Below are 14,411 nucleotides of genomic sequence, written 5' to 3' on the forward strand. Positions count from 1 at the left end.
GTTTCGAGATGTCAAATATGAGAGAAACTTTCGGTCAGCCTCCATTCAAAACAGCCGATTGGGCACAGGATGAGGGCAAAACATCAGCGTTCGGCGCACTGTTTTCGGTGCAGGGTCTCAAGCAGGCGGCTCTGCGAATTGCCGATGTACGGCGCGGTACCGGTTTCCAGACACGCGACCTGGTCGGACTGCTCGTCTGTCATGCGGCACGAAACAAGCGGCTCGTCCAACCACGAGCATCCATGCGTATGACCTTGCCGGTGAACTTCGACAGGGTTTCTGTCCGCCTGACGATAGAAAAGTGACTGATCACAGATAAAATGAAAAAAGGCCTGCCGATTAACGGCAGGCCTTTTTCATGAATATTTCAGAGCAATCCCAGCGCCGCCAGTTCCTGCCGCAATTCTGCTGGCAAGGCAGCCCTGCCCGCTTTGCCAGCGGCCTCATCACGCGGGACTTCATTTTCGTTCAGATAACGCCATCCCTGAAACGCGCGACGCGGTTGCCACTCGGTCGGGACGACCTTAGGCTCCAGAACCAGGTGGCAGCGATTGATGCCCTGCTCATCCGTGAACGGGCGCACATCCAACAGGCGCTGACGGCACTGGACATTCCCTTTGATGACCCAGTAGAGCGAACCGCCTTCCAGCAGTTCATCGATCCGTTTCGGCACCATTCTCGTTGTGTGAAACTGTTCCGGCACCAGTCCGGCCGCCCGCTGTTCCGCGAGACGGAAATCGATCCAGGCCGCGAGATCTTCTATACTGTCGCAGCCGACGCAAAGTTTGACGAGATTGAGAGCCATGCTCGTGGTTTAGCCAAGACGAATGCTAGCTTCAAGTCTGAAGCATAGCATTCTGCCAGAATTGCTTTCAGCAGGCGACCACGTTCACCGCGAGACCGCCCTGGCTAGTTTCCTTGTAACGTTCACTCATATCGTGCCCGGTTTGGCGCATTGTCTCGATACAAGCGTCGAGCGGCACAAAATGCTTGCCGTCGCCTTTTACAGCGAGCGAAGCAGCAGTGACAGCCTTAACAGCGCCAAGCGCGTTACGCTCGATACATGGCACCTGAACAAGCCCGGCAACAGGATCGCACGTCATGCCGAGGTGGTGTTCCAGAGCGATTTCGGCAGCATTTTCAATTTGCTCAGGCGATCCACCGAGCACAGCTGCGAGACCGGCTGCGGCCATGGCTGATGCGGACCCCACCTCGCCCTGACATCCGACTTCCGCGCCGGAAATCGACGCATTGTGCTTGATGACACCGCCAATCGCAGCAGAAGTCAGGAGAAAATCCCGGATGCCTTTCTGATCGGCGTCATCATGAAAATGCAGGTAATAGCGCAAAACTGCCGGCACCACGCCAGCGGCACCGTTGGTCGGCGCGGTCACTACCCGGCCACCCGACGCGTTTTCCTCATTGACGGCCATCGCGTAAACGGAAAGCCAGTCATTGGCCAGAAGCGGATTGCTACGGTTATTGCGCCAGTCATCCTGTAGCTTGTCGTGAAGCTGCCGCGCACGACGGCGAACATTCAGACCGCCCGGCATGACGCCATCGCGACTCAATCCGCGCTCGATGCAACCGCGCATGGCGCCCCAAATGCGATCAAGACCGTCATCCAGCTCGCCGCGCGCCATATGCTTTTCTTCGTTGGCCCGTTTCATTTCAGCAATCGACAATCCGCTATCATGAGCCATCTCAAGCATTTCAGCGGCGCTGCGAAATGGAAATGGCACGTCGGCCTTGTCGTCCTGTTTCGCTCCGCTGCGCTGAACGCGGCTAAGCTCTTCTTCAGTTACGACAAAGCCGCCGCCGATGGAAAAATACGCACGACGCAGCAGGAGATTGTCATCCGCATCGAAAGCGGAAAAAGCCATGCCGTTGGCATGTCCCGGCAGCGGCGTCTTGCGGTCCAGCACCAGATCGACCTTCGGATCAAAATGATAGGCTGGATGCCCTTCCGGCTTCACCTTCTTTTCGGCGAACACCTTTTCGACTTCCACATCCATAATATCGGGATCAATCGTATCCGGCAGATAACCGCACAACCCCAGAATAACGGCGCGATCCGTTGCGTGCCCAACGCCAGTATAAGCAAGCGAGCCATGCAGGCTCGCCTTCAGGCGGTGGATTTTGGAATGCGCCGGCCTTGGCCAGTTTCCACCGATTACCTCGTTGAGAAACATGCGCGCAGCCGTCATCGGACCCATCGTATGAGAACTGGAAGGCCCAATGCCAATCTTGTAAAGATCGAAAACCGACAGAAACATTCCACACCTTCTGCAGCCGTCACAAGGCTGATTGATTCCTGATCGCAGCACCGCCCGCGATTTGCCCGATCGTCTATACTAGACAAAAACGGGCAAAAAGTCGCTAACGCGGAATCCGCGTATCCCTATCAGATAGTTGTAGGAAAGGATCGACGCAAACGGAATGCCGAAATGCGGCATCAATTTTCCGGAATACGCAACTCCGTGTGGCTTCTAGACGGAGAACAGATAGGCCATGAGAATGACAGCAGCGAGACCAACGACTGCCCAGAGCGTAACGCCCCAGCAGGATTTTTGAACGGTTTCGTCCATGGAAATTTTGGCAACCTTGTTGTGCAACTCTTTTACACAGCGTCCTTCACAACGCTGTTACCGATCATATAGCTTCGTGATTACCAGAACGCAACGACGAAAAACGGCTGAATTGCGGCAACCAATTCCCCGCGCCGCACAGACGACACCGGAATATGTTTAGTATCAATCAGTTACCAATCCATAACCTTAACAAAGCCTTTAAAGTGACGGCAGAAATGCGGCATCAGCTATGAGGCAGGAGCATATCTGTCTTGTCAGCCAGCCAGTAAGAGACCAGCCCTACCCATTCACGCATGGCCACACTGAACCGAGATAACGCTTCATTCGGGGATTCGAGATAAAGGGCAAAGTGCTCGTCAGCACGTGTCTTATAGTCTACCGGCCACGCAATAACCTCGAAGCCTGCCTTGCGAAAACAACCGATGGACCTTGGCATATGATAGGCAGAAGTTACCAGGAGCCACACCTCGCCCTGCTTCGGCTGAGCAAGTTCCTTCGAGAAAACCGCATTCTCAACCGTATTTCGAGATTTGTTCTCAAAAATGTAACGCTCGCCGGAAAAGCCAAGATCGGCCAGCATCTGCCGGGTGCTATCCGCTTCCTTAGCGGATTTTTCGAAGAAAGCGCCCTCGCCGCCAGATATAATGACCTTGGCGTCAGGGTATAGCCGAGCCAGCCGCATTGTCTCGAAAATGCGATCAGCCGCGCTGTTCAACTCGAAACCTTTGCGCCCTGCATTGATCTCGCCATTCATATACCCGCCCAGCACGACGATCCCATCTACGTGCTGCGGCATCGCATCAGGTTTTACGAAGCGGTCCTCCAGGGGAGCGAGCAAAACGGCGCCCAGCGTGGTGAAGGCCGCGAGAAACAGCATGGCCATTGACAGTCCCAGTACGGACATACTGAATCCACGGAGGCCACGCCACGTGGCGAGAAAAGCAATCAGAATGAGGACAAAAATTATTGTAACGGGTTGAAAGAACAGCCAAAAAATTTTTGAAAGACTATAAAACAACCAACTCTCCAATTTTGGGTCTTGCCCCATATCGATGCCGACACGAATCCGTGTGCCCCGCATACTATAGTGTTGCAAATGGCTGTGTTAGAGATTTGCCGGGGAATCGAAAACGCGGGACAATTGCTATCCAGCCGGAAGGAACCATGTCTAACATCATCCACCAGGATACCGCTTCCCGTAATCGCCTCGGGCGCATCGACATTGCGCGCGGTATCGCGCTGATCGCTATGGCGATCTACCATTTCGGCTGGGACCTTGAGTTTTTCGGCTATATGGCACCGGCTACCACCGCCCATGGCGGCTGGAAACTTTTCGCCCGCTGTATCGCGTCGAGCTTCCTGTTTCTGGTCGGCTTCAGCCTTGTCCTGGCGCATGGCAACGGAATCCGCGGGAAACCGATGGCGAAACGGCTGGCTCAGATCGTTGCCGCGGCGGCAGCTATTTCAGCCGTCACGTGGTATATATCCCCGGACAGTTTCATTTTCTTTGGCATCTTGCACCAGATTGCACTGGCGAGCGTGCTCGGCCTTCTGTTCCTGCGCCTGCCCGCCATCGCAACCCTGATCGTTGCGGTATTCGTGATCAGCGCTCCGCTTTTTGCTCGAGCCGATATTTTCAATCATCCAGTGCTGAGCTGGGTTGGTCTTTCGACGGTAACACCGCGGTCCAATGATTATGTACCGCTGTTCCCGTGGTTCGGCGCAGTCCTTATCGGGATTGCCGCCGCACGGGTTTTCCAGCGTTTCGGCTGGCTTCAATTGCTGGCTGGCGGCATCAAACCACAATTTCTAGACAAGCCGCTGACCTTCATAGGCAGGCACAGCCTGGCCTTCTATCTCATTCATCAGCCGGTGCTGATCGCACTGGTCTATCTGTTCTCGCAACTCGTGCCTCCCACCCAGCCGACACCGCGAGAAGCCTTCACGCAATCCTGCGTGGCTGCATGCCAGCAGAACGGTAGCGAACAGCTATGCCAGCAGTTTTGCGGCTGCGTGGTAACGGAACTGGACAAGGCAAAACTGTTCGATGATGTCTTCAGTGGCAAGATCGACCAAGAGAACAACAGCACGGTTCAGGACATCGCACAAATGTGCTCTCCGGTACCCGACGCTCAGTAGAACAACTTAGGTATTTACGCCCAATTCGGCGAGACGCTCGATGCAGGACTCTTCGATCTGGTCGAGCTCGCCCAGAGTTTCCTCAATGTCCCGCCGCTTCTGCCGAAGATCGGCCCGTTTTTCCTCGACTCGCTTCATGAGCAGCTTCAACTGCCCCGTTTCCCCAGGTGGCTCGCGGTACATCTGGATGATTTCATGAATTTCCGCGATAGAAAAACCAAGCCTCTTGCCGCGCAGAATCTGCTTTACCAAATGGCGATCGGCAGGACGGAACAGTCGCGTGCGGCCACGTCTCACAGGAGCAATCAAACCTTCGTCTTCGTAGAAACGCAAAGTACGGGTTGAAATACCGAACTCGCGCGTCAACTCCGTGATTGTATAATATTCGCGCACCAAAACATTCCTGCCTTATATCAAGCGGACCAGGCTCTAAACCAAACCGGATTCAGAGCTTAAGTTGTGCTCCCGCATTTACGTAAAAGTCAATACGAAACCGATTTAAACTAAAATACGGTTAGCTACAATTTAGCCGGAAACCGGAGCGTTCGACACGACCGATCATCCCAAGTGATGAGCATGGTTAAGAACAGCATTGTACAAAAATCCCGCAATTGCCGTGGTTTCACACCTTTCCGGCTTGCCATCATGTTGCCGCTCATGCGTTATGAACTTGCGGAAACCAGCTACGAATGGCGATTCATGCGGCGCTCTATAAAATTTACTTTGATCGGGCTTTTTGTCGTCGCCGTAATAAGCGCGAGCCCTTTTGCCGTCGAACCAATCGTGGTCAAGATAGGCGAAGGCTCGATTCGCCAACTCGCCAAGGATGGCAATTTCTGCAAGACTGAACAATGCGACGAAGGCATGAATTACGCGCTTGGTTTTCTTGAAACCAACTATGGCCTGTCGCCTCACGATGTTAAATGGTGTATGGGCGTCGATGTCATTTCGCATTATGAGTTGCCATTCGGTAACGCACTGAAAACATCAATAACCGACCGGATGTACCAACGGTGTGGCGACCCTAAACAGGACGAGCCACCCGGCGATTACTCGGATGAATAGAGGCGCTCTTCATGAAGCGATTTTTGCGCATCGGCGCCTGGACGATACTTCTGGCCATTCTTGCAGTTACGATCAGCCCAATACAATTTCGCCCGGTCACAGGTGAGCCCGTCGATCTCGAAAGGTTTGGGGCTTTCTTTCTCGTCGGCGCCTTGTTTGCCCTCGCCTATCCGCGCCGTTGGATGGGCGTGCTTCTGCTGACGGTCGGATGTGCAGCCCTTTTTGAACTGATGCAACGCCTTGCGCCCGGACGGCATGGGGAGTTCATAGACTTCTTTTTCAAGGCCGCCGGAGCCGTCTTCGGCATCGCTGTCGGCTACGGCCTCAGCCTGATCCGGCCCTTTCGACAGAAAACCTGATCAGGCTGCGGGAATAGCCTGCAGCCTGTCCCGCGCGGTGTCACGCATAAACTCCAGATGAATGGAACGCAGCAGAGCGGCCAGATCGTCATTGGCGGCAGCGTACCGGCTGGAACGTGTGACTTCGCACATAAGCGCCGATATTTCCGCTGGGCCCATTCGCTTTCGCCCGGCAGCAACGGCTCGCCATGCTTCGATGGCGACAATCAAAGGCGCATGCGTGGCATCGCTCAATCCAGAGGAGCGCAGCAGCGCGGCAAGAGCCGCAGGGCGGCCGCTGGAAATAATTGCACAAATCCGCGCATCGTCGAGATCGGAAAGCGCAGCCAGCAGGCCCGCGAAGAAATCTATACGGCCGCCTGCAACGGCCCGGATAACAAAGCTGGTCGTAATCTCGCCGCGCAAACGCAGGTGCTCCACCAGCGCAGGAAGTTCTTCCTGTGAACAGGTCTCTGCCAGATGCATGGAAGCACGAACCGTTGCATCTCCCACCACCTTAACGGCGCGACGCTCACCCAGCAACATCTTCACCAGTGGAAGAGATTGCAGAACTTCTCCTACCTTCACAGCCAGAAGATGACGGCATTCCGCCGGAAGATGCGGATGAGCCAGTAAAGCCTCGCGCACGAGAGCATCATGCCCGCAGCGTTCGCATATGCGGCGGAATGAAACGGATGCGATCCGGGCGCAACCGTTAAGGAGCATTTCTGCAACCGCCTCATTACTTCCAACTTCGGCTATTGCTGCCGAAACTGCGAATGAAACACGAGGCCGTGCAGCGACCAAAACCTGCATTGCGGGCACAGCATAGGCCACCCGCTCGATCAGATCGGCGTCAGTGAGAAGCGTCGAGCGCGCTAGGATATAGCCCGCAACCTCCGGCTGGTCAGCAGCGAGCGCCGTTACGATATGCGGAGGCGAATGCACACTGGTCGAGAGCACGTCTGCCATCGCCATGCGAACTTTGGGGAAGGGATCATCAAGCAAAAGCGTCAAAGCCGCTTCTGCCTGCGCGCGCACATGGTCCGGCTGGTGCTGGTCGACACATTGTCTGGCCAAATGAGCCGCGCGCGCCACACGCGCAACTACCGTTTCGCAACGGCCCAAAAGCGCATCTTTTTCGATATACATTCTGGCCCCGCTCCAGATCGTTCTTGTATTCGAAAAGATTAATTTAAAATGGTTTACGAGCGGTTTACCATGTTTATTAACCCCGTTGTCGCAGCATGGAACCGAACGCATCTTTGCTCGTTGTACCGTTATAAATTCAACGGAGACTTCAAATGGCTGACGAAAAGATCACCAATGACATCCAGCAAGCTCTCGAAAAGCAGATCGCTGACATGCGCACAGAATTGAAGCGTCTTTCAAAATCGCTGGCGTCACAGTCCGGTGACTTGAGGGAACGTGCGGAAGATGCCTTTGATGACGCGTCCGGTCGTTTCCGTAACGCGGCGCAGGCGGTCCGTGAACGCGGCCAGGTGGTAGCCGAAACGGTCCGCGAGAACCCGGGTACGGCCACTACCCTTTTTGGAACTGCCGGAATTATCGGCATTCTCATTGGCGTTGCGATTGGCTGCGCCATTTCAGATCGACGCTAGCTGCAATAACCTATTCTGATATTCGTGCCCGCGCTTTATCCAAGGCGCGGGTTTTTGCTTGCGGTCTTTACGGGACGATCGTGCTCTGCTAGCTCCCTGTTCATTGGCAATAGCCACCGGTCGCAGCCTACCCGGTCAAAACAAGGACTAACGCAATGCATGCGCTGCAAGACTGCGACGTGGCTTGAAACAAAGGCACGTACATGTCTGAAAAGACGATATATTCCGATCTAAAGCAGCTCGGCTCTCACGCTTCTGTCCCGCAAAAGCCGGAGGATGCTATCCTCGAGCGTGTTGCAAATCCGCAAGCGGGAACACTTTATTGCGTCCGCTTCACCGCACCTGAGTTCACCTCGCTCTGCCCAATGACGGGCCAGCCCGATTTCGCCCATCTGGTGATCGACTATGTTCCTGCGCAGTGGCTGGTGGAAAGCAAGTCTCTGAAACTGTTCCTGTTTTCATTCCGTAATCACGGTGCATTTCATGAAGATTGCACCGTGACCATCGGCAAACGCCTGGTTGAGCTGCTGGAGCCGGAATGGCTCAGGATCGGCGGCTACTGGTATCCGCGTGGCGGAATTCCAATTGACGTTTTCTTCCAGACGGGGGCAGCACCGCAGAATGTCTGGATACCGGAACAGGGCGTTCCCAACTATCGCGGCAGAGGTTGATCGGCCTATATCGGTTGTGGCCGAGCGTTGCGATCCCTATTATAAAAGCTGGCAACATGGCCGTACGAAAGCCCCGGAAAGCCCGCGTGAAAGGACTTCCATGAAAAACCTAGCTATTCTGATTTCTCTGGTGGTTCTTGCCGGATGCGGGGGAGCAGGCAAGGCCGCGATGGACACGGGCAAGAGCTTTGATCGATTCGCCTGCATGTCGCGCAATTTCAAGGGAGAGCCGCCCTGCCCGCAACAGGAAGGCGCAAGTCAGCCAGCACAATAAAACCAGAGAGGAGGCCTGTCATGGCTATCGAACCCAAGGATGTTCTGGATTTCTGGTTTTCGCCCCGGATGCGGGAAAACTGGTTCAGCAAAAGTGACGAGATCGACGCTGAAATTCGCGAGAAGTTTCTGACAGCTTACGAAGATGCGCGTGCTGACAAGCTGGAGCAGTGGAAACAGCAGCCGGAAAGCGCTCTGGCGCTCACCATTCTGTTCGATCAGTTTCCGCGCAATATGTTTCGTGGGTCTCCCCGCTCCTTCGAAAGCGACGGGCTGGCTCGCGATGTGGCTGCGCAGGCACTTGATCACGATTTCGACCGGAAACTGTCGCCCGACCAGCGCCAGTTCTTCTATCTGCCCTTTATGCATAGCGAACATCTGAGCGACCAGAAGCGTTGTGTCGATCTTTACGAAAAGCTCGGCGACGAGTTCTCGCTCGGCTTTGCCCGCCAGCATCACGATATCATTGAGCGGTTTGGGCGCTTCCCGCATCGCAACAAGGTGCTCGGGCGCGACACGACCCATGAGGAAGCCGAATTCCTCAAGGAACATGCTGGCTTCTGATTTATAACAAACGATAGGGCAGAATTCCGCGGCGGTCGTGATCGACCGCCAGTCTGCTTTTAAGCGGCGGAACCGCGCGTTGCACACATTCAGCACGTTCGCAGATGCGACATGAAACGCCGATGGGATCGAAGGCGGAGCGCACCGCAATGTCCAGACCATCCGCATAGACAAAATCCTGCGCGTAGGCCACCTCACAGCCAAGGGCGATGGCATAGCGGCGCTGGGGCGCGTTGAAGCCCCCTTCGCTCTTGGTGAGTTCCGTCGCAATGCAAAGATAGCGTGCGCCATCCGGCGTTTCAGCCAATTGGCGTATGATCCGTCCCGGCGTCTCGAACGCCTGATGTACATTCCACAGCGGACATGCCGCACCGTAGCGGGCAAATTGCAATTTGGCGGCACTGTGCCGCTTCGTGATATTTCCGGCCCGGTCTATGCGAGCAAAAAACACCGGCACACCCCGCTGGCCCGAGCGCTGCAACGTGCTGAGACGATGCGCGACCTGTTCCAGACTGGCCCCGAAACGCGACGCAAGGAGCTCCAGATCGTGTCGCAACTCCTTCGCCGCCGAAAGAAAGGTTTGATAGGGCAGCATGAGCGCGCCGGCAAAATAGTTGCGCAAACCAATCTTACAAATTTCGACTGCCTCGGCGGAGCGAAAATCCGCCCGCCTTGCAATCGTGCTCACAAGCTCTTCCATTTCCAGTTCGGCGATCTGAAACGCTATCTGGAAATTGCGGGTAGACGCGGGCGAATAGGGATTGAGATAAAGCACCCGCGCTTGCGCATCGAACCGGCGCAAAACCGCTTCGTCCGGTGCCGCCCGCGCAATATGCACACGGTGACGCTCCCCCATATATTGCGGCAAGGCCACACCGATGTCTCGCCCTGGAATGCTCAACTCGCTCGCAAGCTTTTCTGCTGCAATATCAATCTCATGGACGTAATTGTCGATAAAATGAAAAAAGTCGCGGACTTCTTCATAAGGCGCGGGCTCGGCGGCAGACGGCGCGCGGCCCAATTGGTTATCCAGACTTGCAAGCTGTTCGCTGTTGCGGCGGTAAGCTTGATGGCAGGCAATCAGCGCATGCGCCAACCCCGGCGCGTTTTGCGTAATAAGCTTCAGTTCCTGCAGGTTCGGCTTGTAATTGTCGAATACCGGATCGGCCAGCGCTTCGGAAACCGCAGATAGCAAACGATCATCGTCCCCCAGCGAAATGGCACCGATGTCAATCTGGTAGTTTTCAGCCAGCGCCAGCAGAACCGCCGCCGAAACGGGCCGCTGATTATTCTCGATCTGGTTGAGGTAACTCGTTGAAATACCGAGCCGTTCGGCAAAACCCGACTGGGTTGCGCGATGCTGCTCCCGGATTTCACGTATCTTTCTGCCGATATAAAGTTTTCTGGGCGCCATTTGCAAATTCGCATTTCGCTATTTGCAAATTTATAACTTACACAATCGCACCTTTTCAAGCTTTTCTGGAACGTCTTCCGATTTTAAGCAGGAAGGAGAAAAAGACTATCTTTTCAGTTTCATAACACGCCTTCCGAAGGCCGCCCAAAAGTGGGGACTTTATGCAGGAACTTCTTGAACAGCTCGAAGCCCGCCGGGCGGAAGCCCGCCTTGGCGGCGGCCAGCGCCGCATCGACGCGCAGCACGGCAAGGGCAAGCTCACCGCCCGCGAACGCATCGAAGTGCTTCTCGACGAGGGATCGTTCGAGGAATTCGACATGTATGTCACTCACCGCTGCACCGATTTCGGCATGGAAAAGCAGAAAGTCGCTGGCGACGGCGTGGTAACGGGCTGGGGCACGATCAACGGCCGGCAGGTTTATGTGTTCAGCCAGGATTTTACCGTTCTCGGCGGTTCCTTGTCTGAAACCCATGCGCAGAAAATCTGCAAGATCATGGATATGGCCATGAAGAATGGCGCGCCGGTCATCGGGCTCAACGATTCCGGTGGCGCGCGCATTCAGGAAGGCGTCGCGTCGCTCGCGGGTTATGCCGACGTATTCAAGCGCAACGTGGACGCGTCCGGCGTGGTGCCGCAGATTTCGGTCATCATGGGGCCTTGCGCTGGCGGCGCGGTCTACTCGCCGGCCATGACCGACTTTATCTTCATGGTGCGGGATAGTTCCTATATGTTCGTGACGGGCCCCGATGTGGTGAAAACCGTCACCAACGAAATTGTCACGGCCGAAGAACTGGGCGGCGCATCGACCCACACCAGAAAATCGTCTGTCGCGGACGGCGCTTATGAGAACGATATCGAAGCACTGGAACAGGTCCGCATTCTGTTCGATTTTCTGCCACTCAACAATCGTGAAAAGCCGCCCGTACGCCCGGTATTCGATGACCCGGCACGGCTTGAAATGCGGCTCGACACGCTGATCCCGGACAGTGCCACCAAGCCCTACGACATGAAGGAGCTTATCCACGCGCTGGCTGACGAAAGCGATTTCTTTGAAATTCAGGAAGCTTTTGCAAAAAACATAATTGCGGGTTTCATCCGTATCGATGGGCAGACTATTGGCGTCGTTGCAAACCAGCCCATGGTGCTCGCCGGTTGCCTCGATATCGATTCATCGCGCAAGGCTGCTAGATTCGTTCGCTTTTGCGACGCCTTCAACATTCCGATCCTCACCCTTGTAGATGTCCCGGGCTTCCTTCCCGGCACGGCACAGGAATATGGCGGGGTCATCAAGCACGGCGCAAAACTGCTCTTTGCCTATTCGCAGGCCACCGTCCCGATGGTCACGCTCATCACCCGCAAAGCCTATGGCGGCGCATATGACGTGATGGCGTCGAAACACATTGGCGCGGACATCAATTATGCATGGCCGACGGCGGAAATCGCTGTGATGGGAGCCAAGGGCGCAACGGAAATCCTCTATCGTTCGGAATTGGGCGACGTTGAAAAAATAGCGGCGCGCACGAAGGAATATGAGGAGCGTTTCGCCAATCCGTTCGTGGCTGCCGAACGCGGCTTCATCGACGAAGTCATCATGCCGCACTCCTCGCGTCGCCGCATTGCGCGGGCTTTTGCCAGTCTGCGCAACAAGAGCCAAAGCACGCCGTGGAAGAAGCACGACACCATTCCGCTGTAAGATTGCTATGGGTACGATAAAAATGATCAAGAAAATTCTCATTGCCAATCGCGGCGAAATCGCATGTCGGGTCATCAAGACGGCGAAAAAAATGGGTATCGCGACGGTTGCCGTTTATTCCGACGCGGACCGTAATGCGCTCCATGTCAAAATGGCCGACGAAGCGATCCACATCGGACCAGCGCCATCCAACCAGTCCTATATCGTCATCGACAAAATCCTCGCGGCGATCCAGGAAACCGGCGCGGATGCCGTACATCCCGGCTATGGCTTCCTGTCGGAAAATCCGCGTTTCGCTGAGGCACTGAAGGCCGCCAACGTCACCTTCATCGGCCCGCCGGTGAACGCAATCGACGCCATGGGCGACAAGATCACCTCCAAGAAGCTCGCAGCCGAAGCCGGTGTTTCTACCGTACCCGGCCATATGGGCTTGATTGGGGACGCCGATGAAGCGGTTAAGATCGCTGGCAGTATCGGCTACCCCGTCATGATCAAGGCTTCTGCTGGCGGCGGCGGCAAGGGCATGCGTATTGCCTGGAATGACGATGAAGCCCGCGAAGGTTTCCAGCTGTCGCGAAATGAGGCCAAATCCTCTTTCGGAGACGACCGTATCTTTATTGAAAAATTCGTCACCCAGCCCCGCCATATTGAAATTCAGGTTCTTGGCGATCAGCACGGCAACGTCGTCTATCTGGGAGAACGCGAATGCTCGATCCAGCGCCGCAATCAAAAGGTCATCGAAGAAGCACCCTCGCCGTTTCTTGATGAAGCCACCCGCAAAGCCATGGGTGAGCAGGCTGTGGCGCTGGCCAAGGCTGTCGGCTATTTTTCGGCAGGTACGGTTGAATTCATCGTCGACGGCAGTCGCAACTTTTATTTCCTGGAAATGAATACGCGGTTGCAGGTCGAGCATCCGGTTACGGAGCTCATCACCGGTATCGATCTCGTTGAAGAAATGATCCGGGTGGCATCCGGCGAAAAACTCCGTTTCGGTCAAAGCGAAGTGAAGCTCAACGGATGGGCCATCGAAAGCCGTCTTTATGCCGAAGACCCGTATCGCAACTTCCTGCCTTCTATCGGCAGGCTGACCCGCTATCGTCCGCCGGTCGAAGGCCGCAACCCGGACGGCACAATCGTGCGTAACGACACGGGCGTGTTCGAAGGCGGCGAGATTTCGATGTATTATGATCCGATGATCGCAAAGCTATGCACCTGGGGTTCGGACCGCGCCAGCGCTGTCGACGCGATGGGAGATGCGCTAGACGCATTCGAGGTTGAAGGCATCGGCCACAACCTGCCCTTCCTGTCAGCGGTAATGGATCATCCGCGTTTCCGCGAGGGCGCTCTCACCACCGCCTTCATTGCCGAAGAATATCCGGACGGCTTCGCTGGAGTAGCGGTTTCGGAAGACGATGCGCGGGTGCTCGCCGCAGTAGCTGCCCAGATCAATCTGGCGATCGAACAGCGCAACGCGCAGATTTCCGGGCGGATTTCCAGCGACCAGCAATCTATCGCGGCCGACTGGGTCGCGACGCTCGGCGGCTTCGCCTTGCCGGTTCGCATTGCAGAAGGCGAAGGCGGGACGACGATCAATTTCAGGGACGGCGGCAGTCTGCCGGTTGCCAGCGACTGGCATCCCGGCAGTCATCTTGGCTCATTCACCGTTGGCGGCAAGCCCATTGCCATCAAGGTTTCGCGGTCGGGCACCGGTTGGCGTCTGCGCTGGCGCGGCATGGACGTTGTCGCCCACGTTCGCAAGCCGCGCATCGCAGAACTTGCACAGCTCATGCCGGTCAAGCTCCCTCCAGACACGTCGAAAATGCTTCTCTGCCCTATGCCGGGTGTCATCACATCAATCCTCGTCAAAGAGGGCGAAACGGTCGAAGCCGGGCAACCACTCGCCACTGTAGAGGCAATGAAGATGGAAAACGTGCTGCGTGCAGAACGCCGTGCTACCGTAAAGCGCATTACGGCGGAAGCAGGCGCAAGCCTCGCTGTCGATGAGCTGATCATGGAATTCGAGTAGAGCTGAGCTGAGCC

At 55.7% G+C, this 14,411-nt stretch carries 16 protein-coding genes; 10 read left to right on the forward strand and 6 right to left on the reverse strand.

What is annotated here, in order from left to right:
• Positions 1-8: 8 nt before the first annotated feature.
• Positions 9-305, forward strand: coding sequence for a hypothetical protein (locus J9800_RS07390; RefSeq protein WP_112591633.1), 297 nt, complete (start codon positions 9-11; stop codon positions 303-305).
• A 62-nt stretch (positions 306-367) separates the two neighbouring features.
• On the opposite strand, the gene J9800_RS07395 is transcribed toward J9800_RS07390, so the two are convergent.
• The 3 genes from J9800_RS07395 to J9800_RS07405 all read right to left on the reverse strand — a co-directional run bounded on the left by J9800_RS07395 (position 368) and on the right by J9800_RS07405 (position 3,609).
• Positions 368-805 carry a DUF1489 family protein gene (locus tag J9800_RS07395; RefSeq protein WP_112591631.1) on the reverse strand — a complete coding sequence of 146 codons (438 nt, stop codon included), beginning with the start codon at positions 803-805 and terminating at the stop codon, positions 368-370.
• A 67-nt stretch (positions 806-872) separates the two neighbouring features.
• On the reverse strand, positions 873-2,276 hold the full coding sequence (locus tag J9800_RS07400) for an L-serine ammonia-lyase (protein WP_114215266.1): 1,404 nt from the start codon (positions 2,274-2,276) through the stop codon (positions 873-875).
• A 538-nt stretch (positions 2,277-2,814) separates the two neighbouring features.
• The gene (locus tag J9800_RS07405) at positions 2,815-3,609 is read right to left on the reverse strand and encodes a YdcF family protein (protein ID WP_114215696.1); all 795 of its coding nucleotides are present in this window, start codon (positions 3,607-3,609) and stop codon (positions 2,815-2,817) included.
• Positions 3,610-3,755: 146 nt separating this feature from the next.
• On the opposite strand from J9800_RS07405, the gene J9800_RS07410 reads away from it, so the two are divergent.
• Positions 3,756-4,730, forward strand: a complete 975-nt coding sequence (locus J9800_RS07410) for a heparan-alpha-glucosaminide N-acetyltransferase (RefSeq protein WP_114215265.1) — start codon at positions 3,756-3,758, stop codon at positions 4,728-4,730.
• A 6-nt stretch (positions 4,731-4,736) separates the two neighbouring features.
• Here J9800_RS07410 and J9800_RS07415 read toward each other — a convergent pair whose 3' ends face one another.
• The gene (locus J9800_RS07415) at positions 4,737-5,123 is read right to left on the reverse strand and encodes a MerR family transcriptional regulator (RefSeq protein WP_006471625.1); all 387 of its coding nucleotides are present in this window, start codon (positions 5,121-5,123) and stop codon (positions 4,737-4,739) included.
• 306 nt (positions 5,124-5,429) lie between these two features.
• Between J9800_RS07415 and J9800_RS07420 the strand changes: the two genes are divergently transcribed.
• Together J9800_RS07420 and J9800_RS07425 are read left to right on the forward strand one after the other, a co-directional pair.
• Positions 5,430-5,795: a hypothetical protein gene (locus tag J9800_RS07420; RefSeq protein WP_114215695.1), complete on the forward strand. Its 366-nt coding sequence runs from the start codon at positions 5,430-5,432 to the stop codon at positions 5,793-5,795.
• 11 nt (positions 5,796-5,806) lie between these two features.
• The gene (locus J9800_RS07425) at positions 5,807-6,154 is read left to right on the forward strand and encodes a VanZ family protein (RefSeq protein WP_112591625.1); all 348 of its coding nucleotides are present in this window, start codon (positions 5,807-5,809) and stop codon (positions 6,152-6,154) included.
• Here the strand turns inward: J9800_RS07425 and J9800_RS07430 are convergent, their stop codons facing one another.
• A complete protein-coding gene (locus tag J9800_RS07430) occupies positions 6,155-7,285 on the reverse strand; it encodes a DUF2336 domain-containing protein (protein WP_114215264.1) in 1,131 nt (376 codons plus the stop codon).
• Positions 7,286-7,437: 152 nt separating this feature from the next.
• On the opposite strand from J9800_RS07430, the gene J9800_RS07435 reads away from it, so the two are divergent.
• The 4 genes from J9800_RS07435 (at position 7,438) to J9800_RS07450 (ending at position 9,263) form a co-directional block, all read left to right on the forward strand.
• On the forward strand, positions 7,438-7,755 hold the full coding sequence (locus tag J9800_RS07435; RefSeq protein WP_112591622.1) for an ElaB/YgaM/YqjD family protein: 318 nt from the start codon (positions 7,438-7,440) through the stop codon (positions 7,753-7,755).
• A gap of 203 nt (positions 7,756-7,958) precedes the next feature.
• Complete coding sequence (queF, locus tag J9800_RS07440) at positions 7,959-8,426, forward strand: preQ(1) synthase (protein WP_114215263.1); 468 nt, start codon at positions 7,959-7,961, stop codon at positions 8,424-8,426.
• A gap of 100 nt (positions 8,427-8,526) precedes the next feature.
• On the forward strand, positions 8,527-8,700 hold the full coding sequence (locus J9800_RS07445) for a hypothetical protein (RefSeq protein ID WP_205315905.1): 174 nt from the start codon (positions 8,527-8,529) through the stop codon (positions 8,698-8,700).
• A gap of 20 nt (positions 8,701-8,720) precedes the next feature.
• Positions 8,721-9,263, forward strand: a complete 543-nt coding sequence (locus J9800_RS07450) for a DUF924 family protein (protein WP_114215262.1) — start codon at positions 8,721-8,723, stop codon at positions 9,261-9,263.
• 1 nt (position 9,264) lies between these two features.
• Here the strand turns inward: J9800_RS07450 and J9800_RS07455 are convergent, their stop codons facing one another.
• On the reverse strand, positions 9,265-10,677 hold the full coding sequence (locus tag J9800_RS07455) for a helix-turn-helix domain-containing protein (protein ID WP_112591616.1): 1,413 nt from the start codon (positions 10,675-10,677) through the stop codon (positions 9,265-9,267).
• 161 nt (positions 10,678-10,838) lie between these two features.
• On the opposite strand from J9800_RS07455, the gene J9800_RS07460 reads away from it, so the two are divergent.
• Together J9800_RS07460 and J9800_RS07465 are read left to right on the forward strand one after the other, a co-directional pair.
• The gene (locus tag J9800_RS07460; RefSeq protein ID WP_114215261.1) at positions 10,839-12,371 is read left to right on the forward strand and encodes an acyl-CoA carboxylase subunit beta; all 1,533 of its coding nucleotides are present in this window, start codon (positions 10,839-10,841) and stop codon (positions 12,369-12,371) included.
• 22 nt (positions 12,372-12,393) lie between these two features.
• Positions 12,394-14,397: an acetyl-CoA carboxylase biotin carboxylase subunit gene (locus J9800_RS07465; RefSeq protein WP_114215694.1), complete on the forward strand. Its 2,004-nt coding sequence runs from the start codon at positions 12,394-12,396 to the stop codon at positions 14,395-14,397.
• Positions 14,398-14,411: the final 14 nt, after the last annotated feature.

It is taken from the genome of Ochrobactrum sp. AP1BH01-1 (assembly GCF_018066705.1).
Lineage (GTDB): Bacteria > Pseudomonadota > Alphaproteobacteria > Rhizobiales > Rhizobiaceae > Brucella.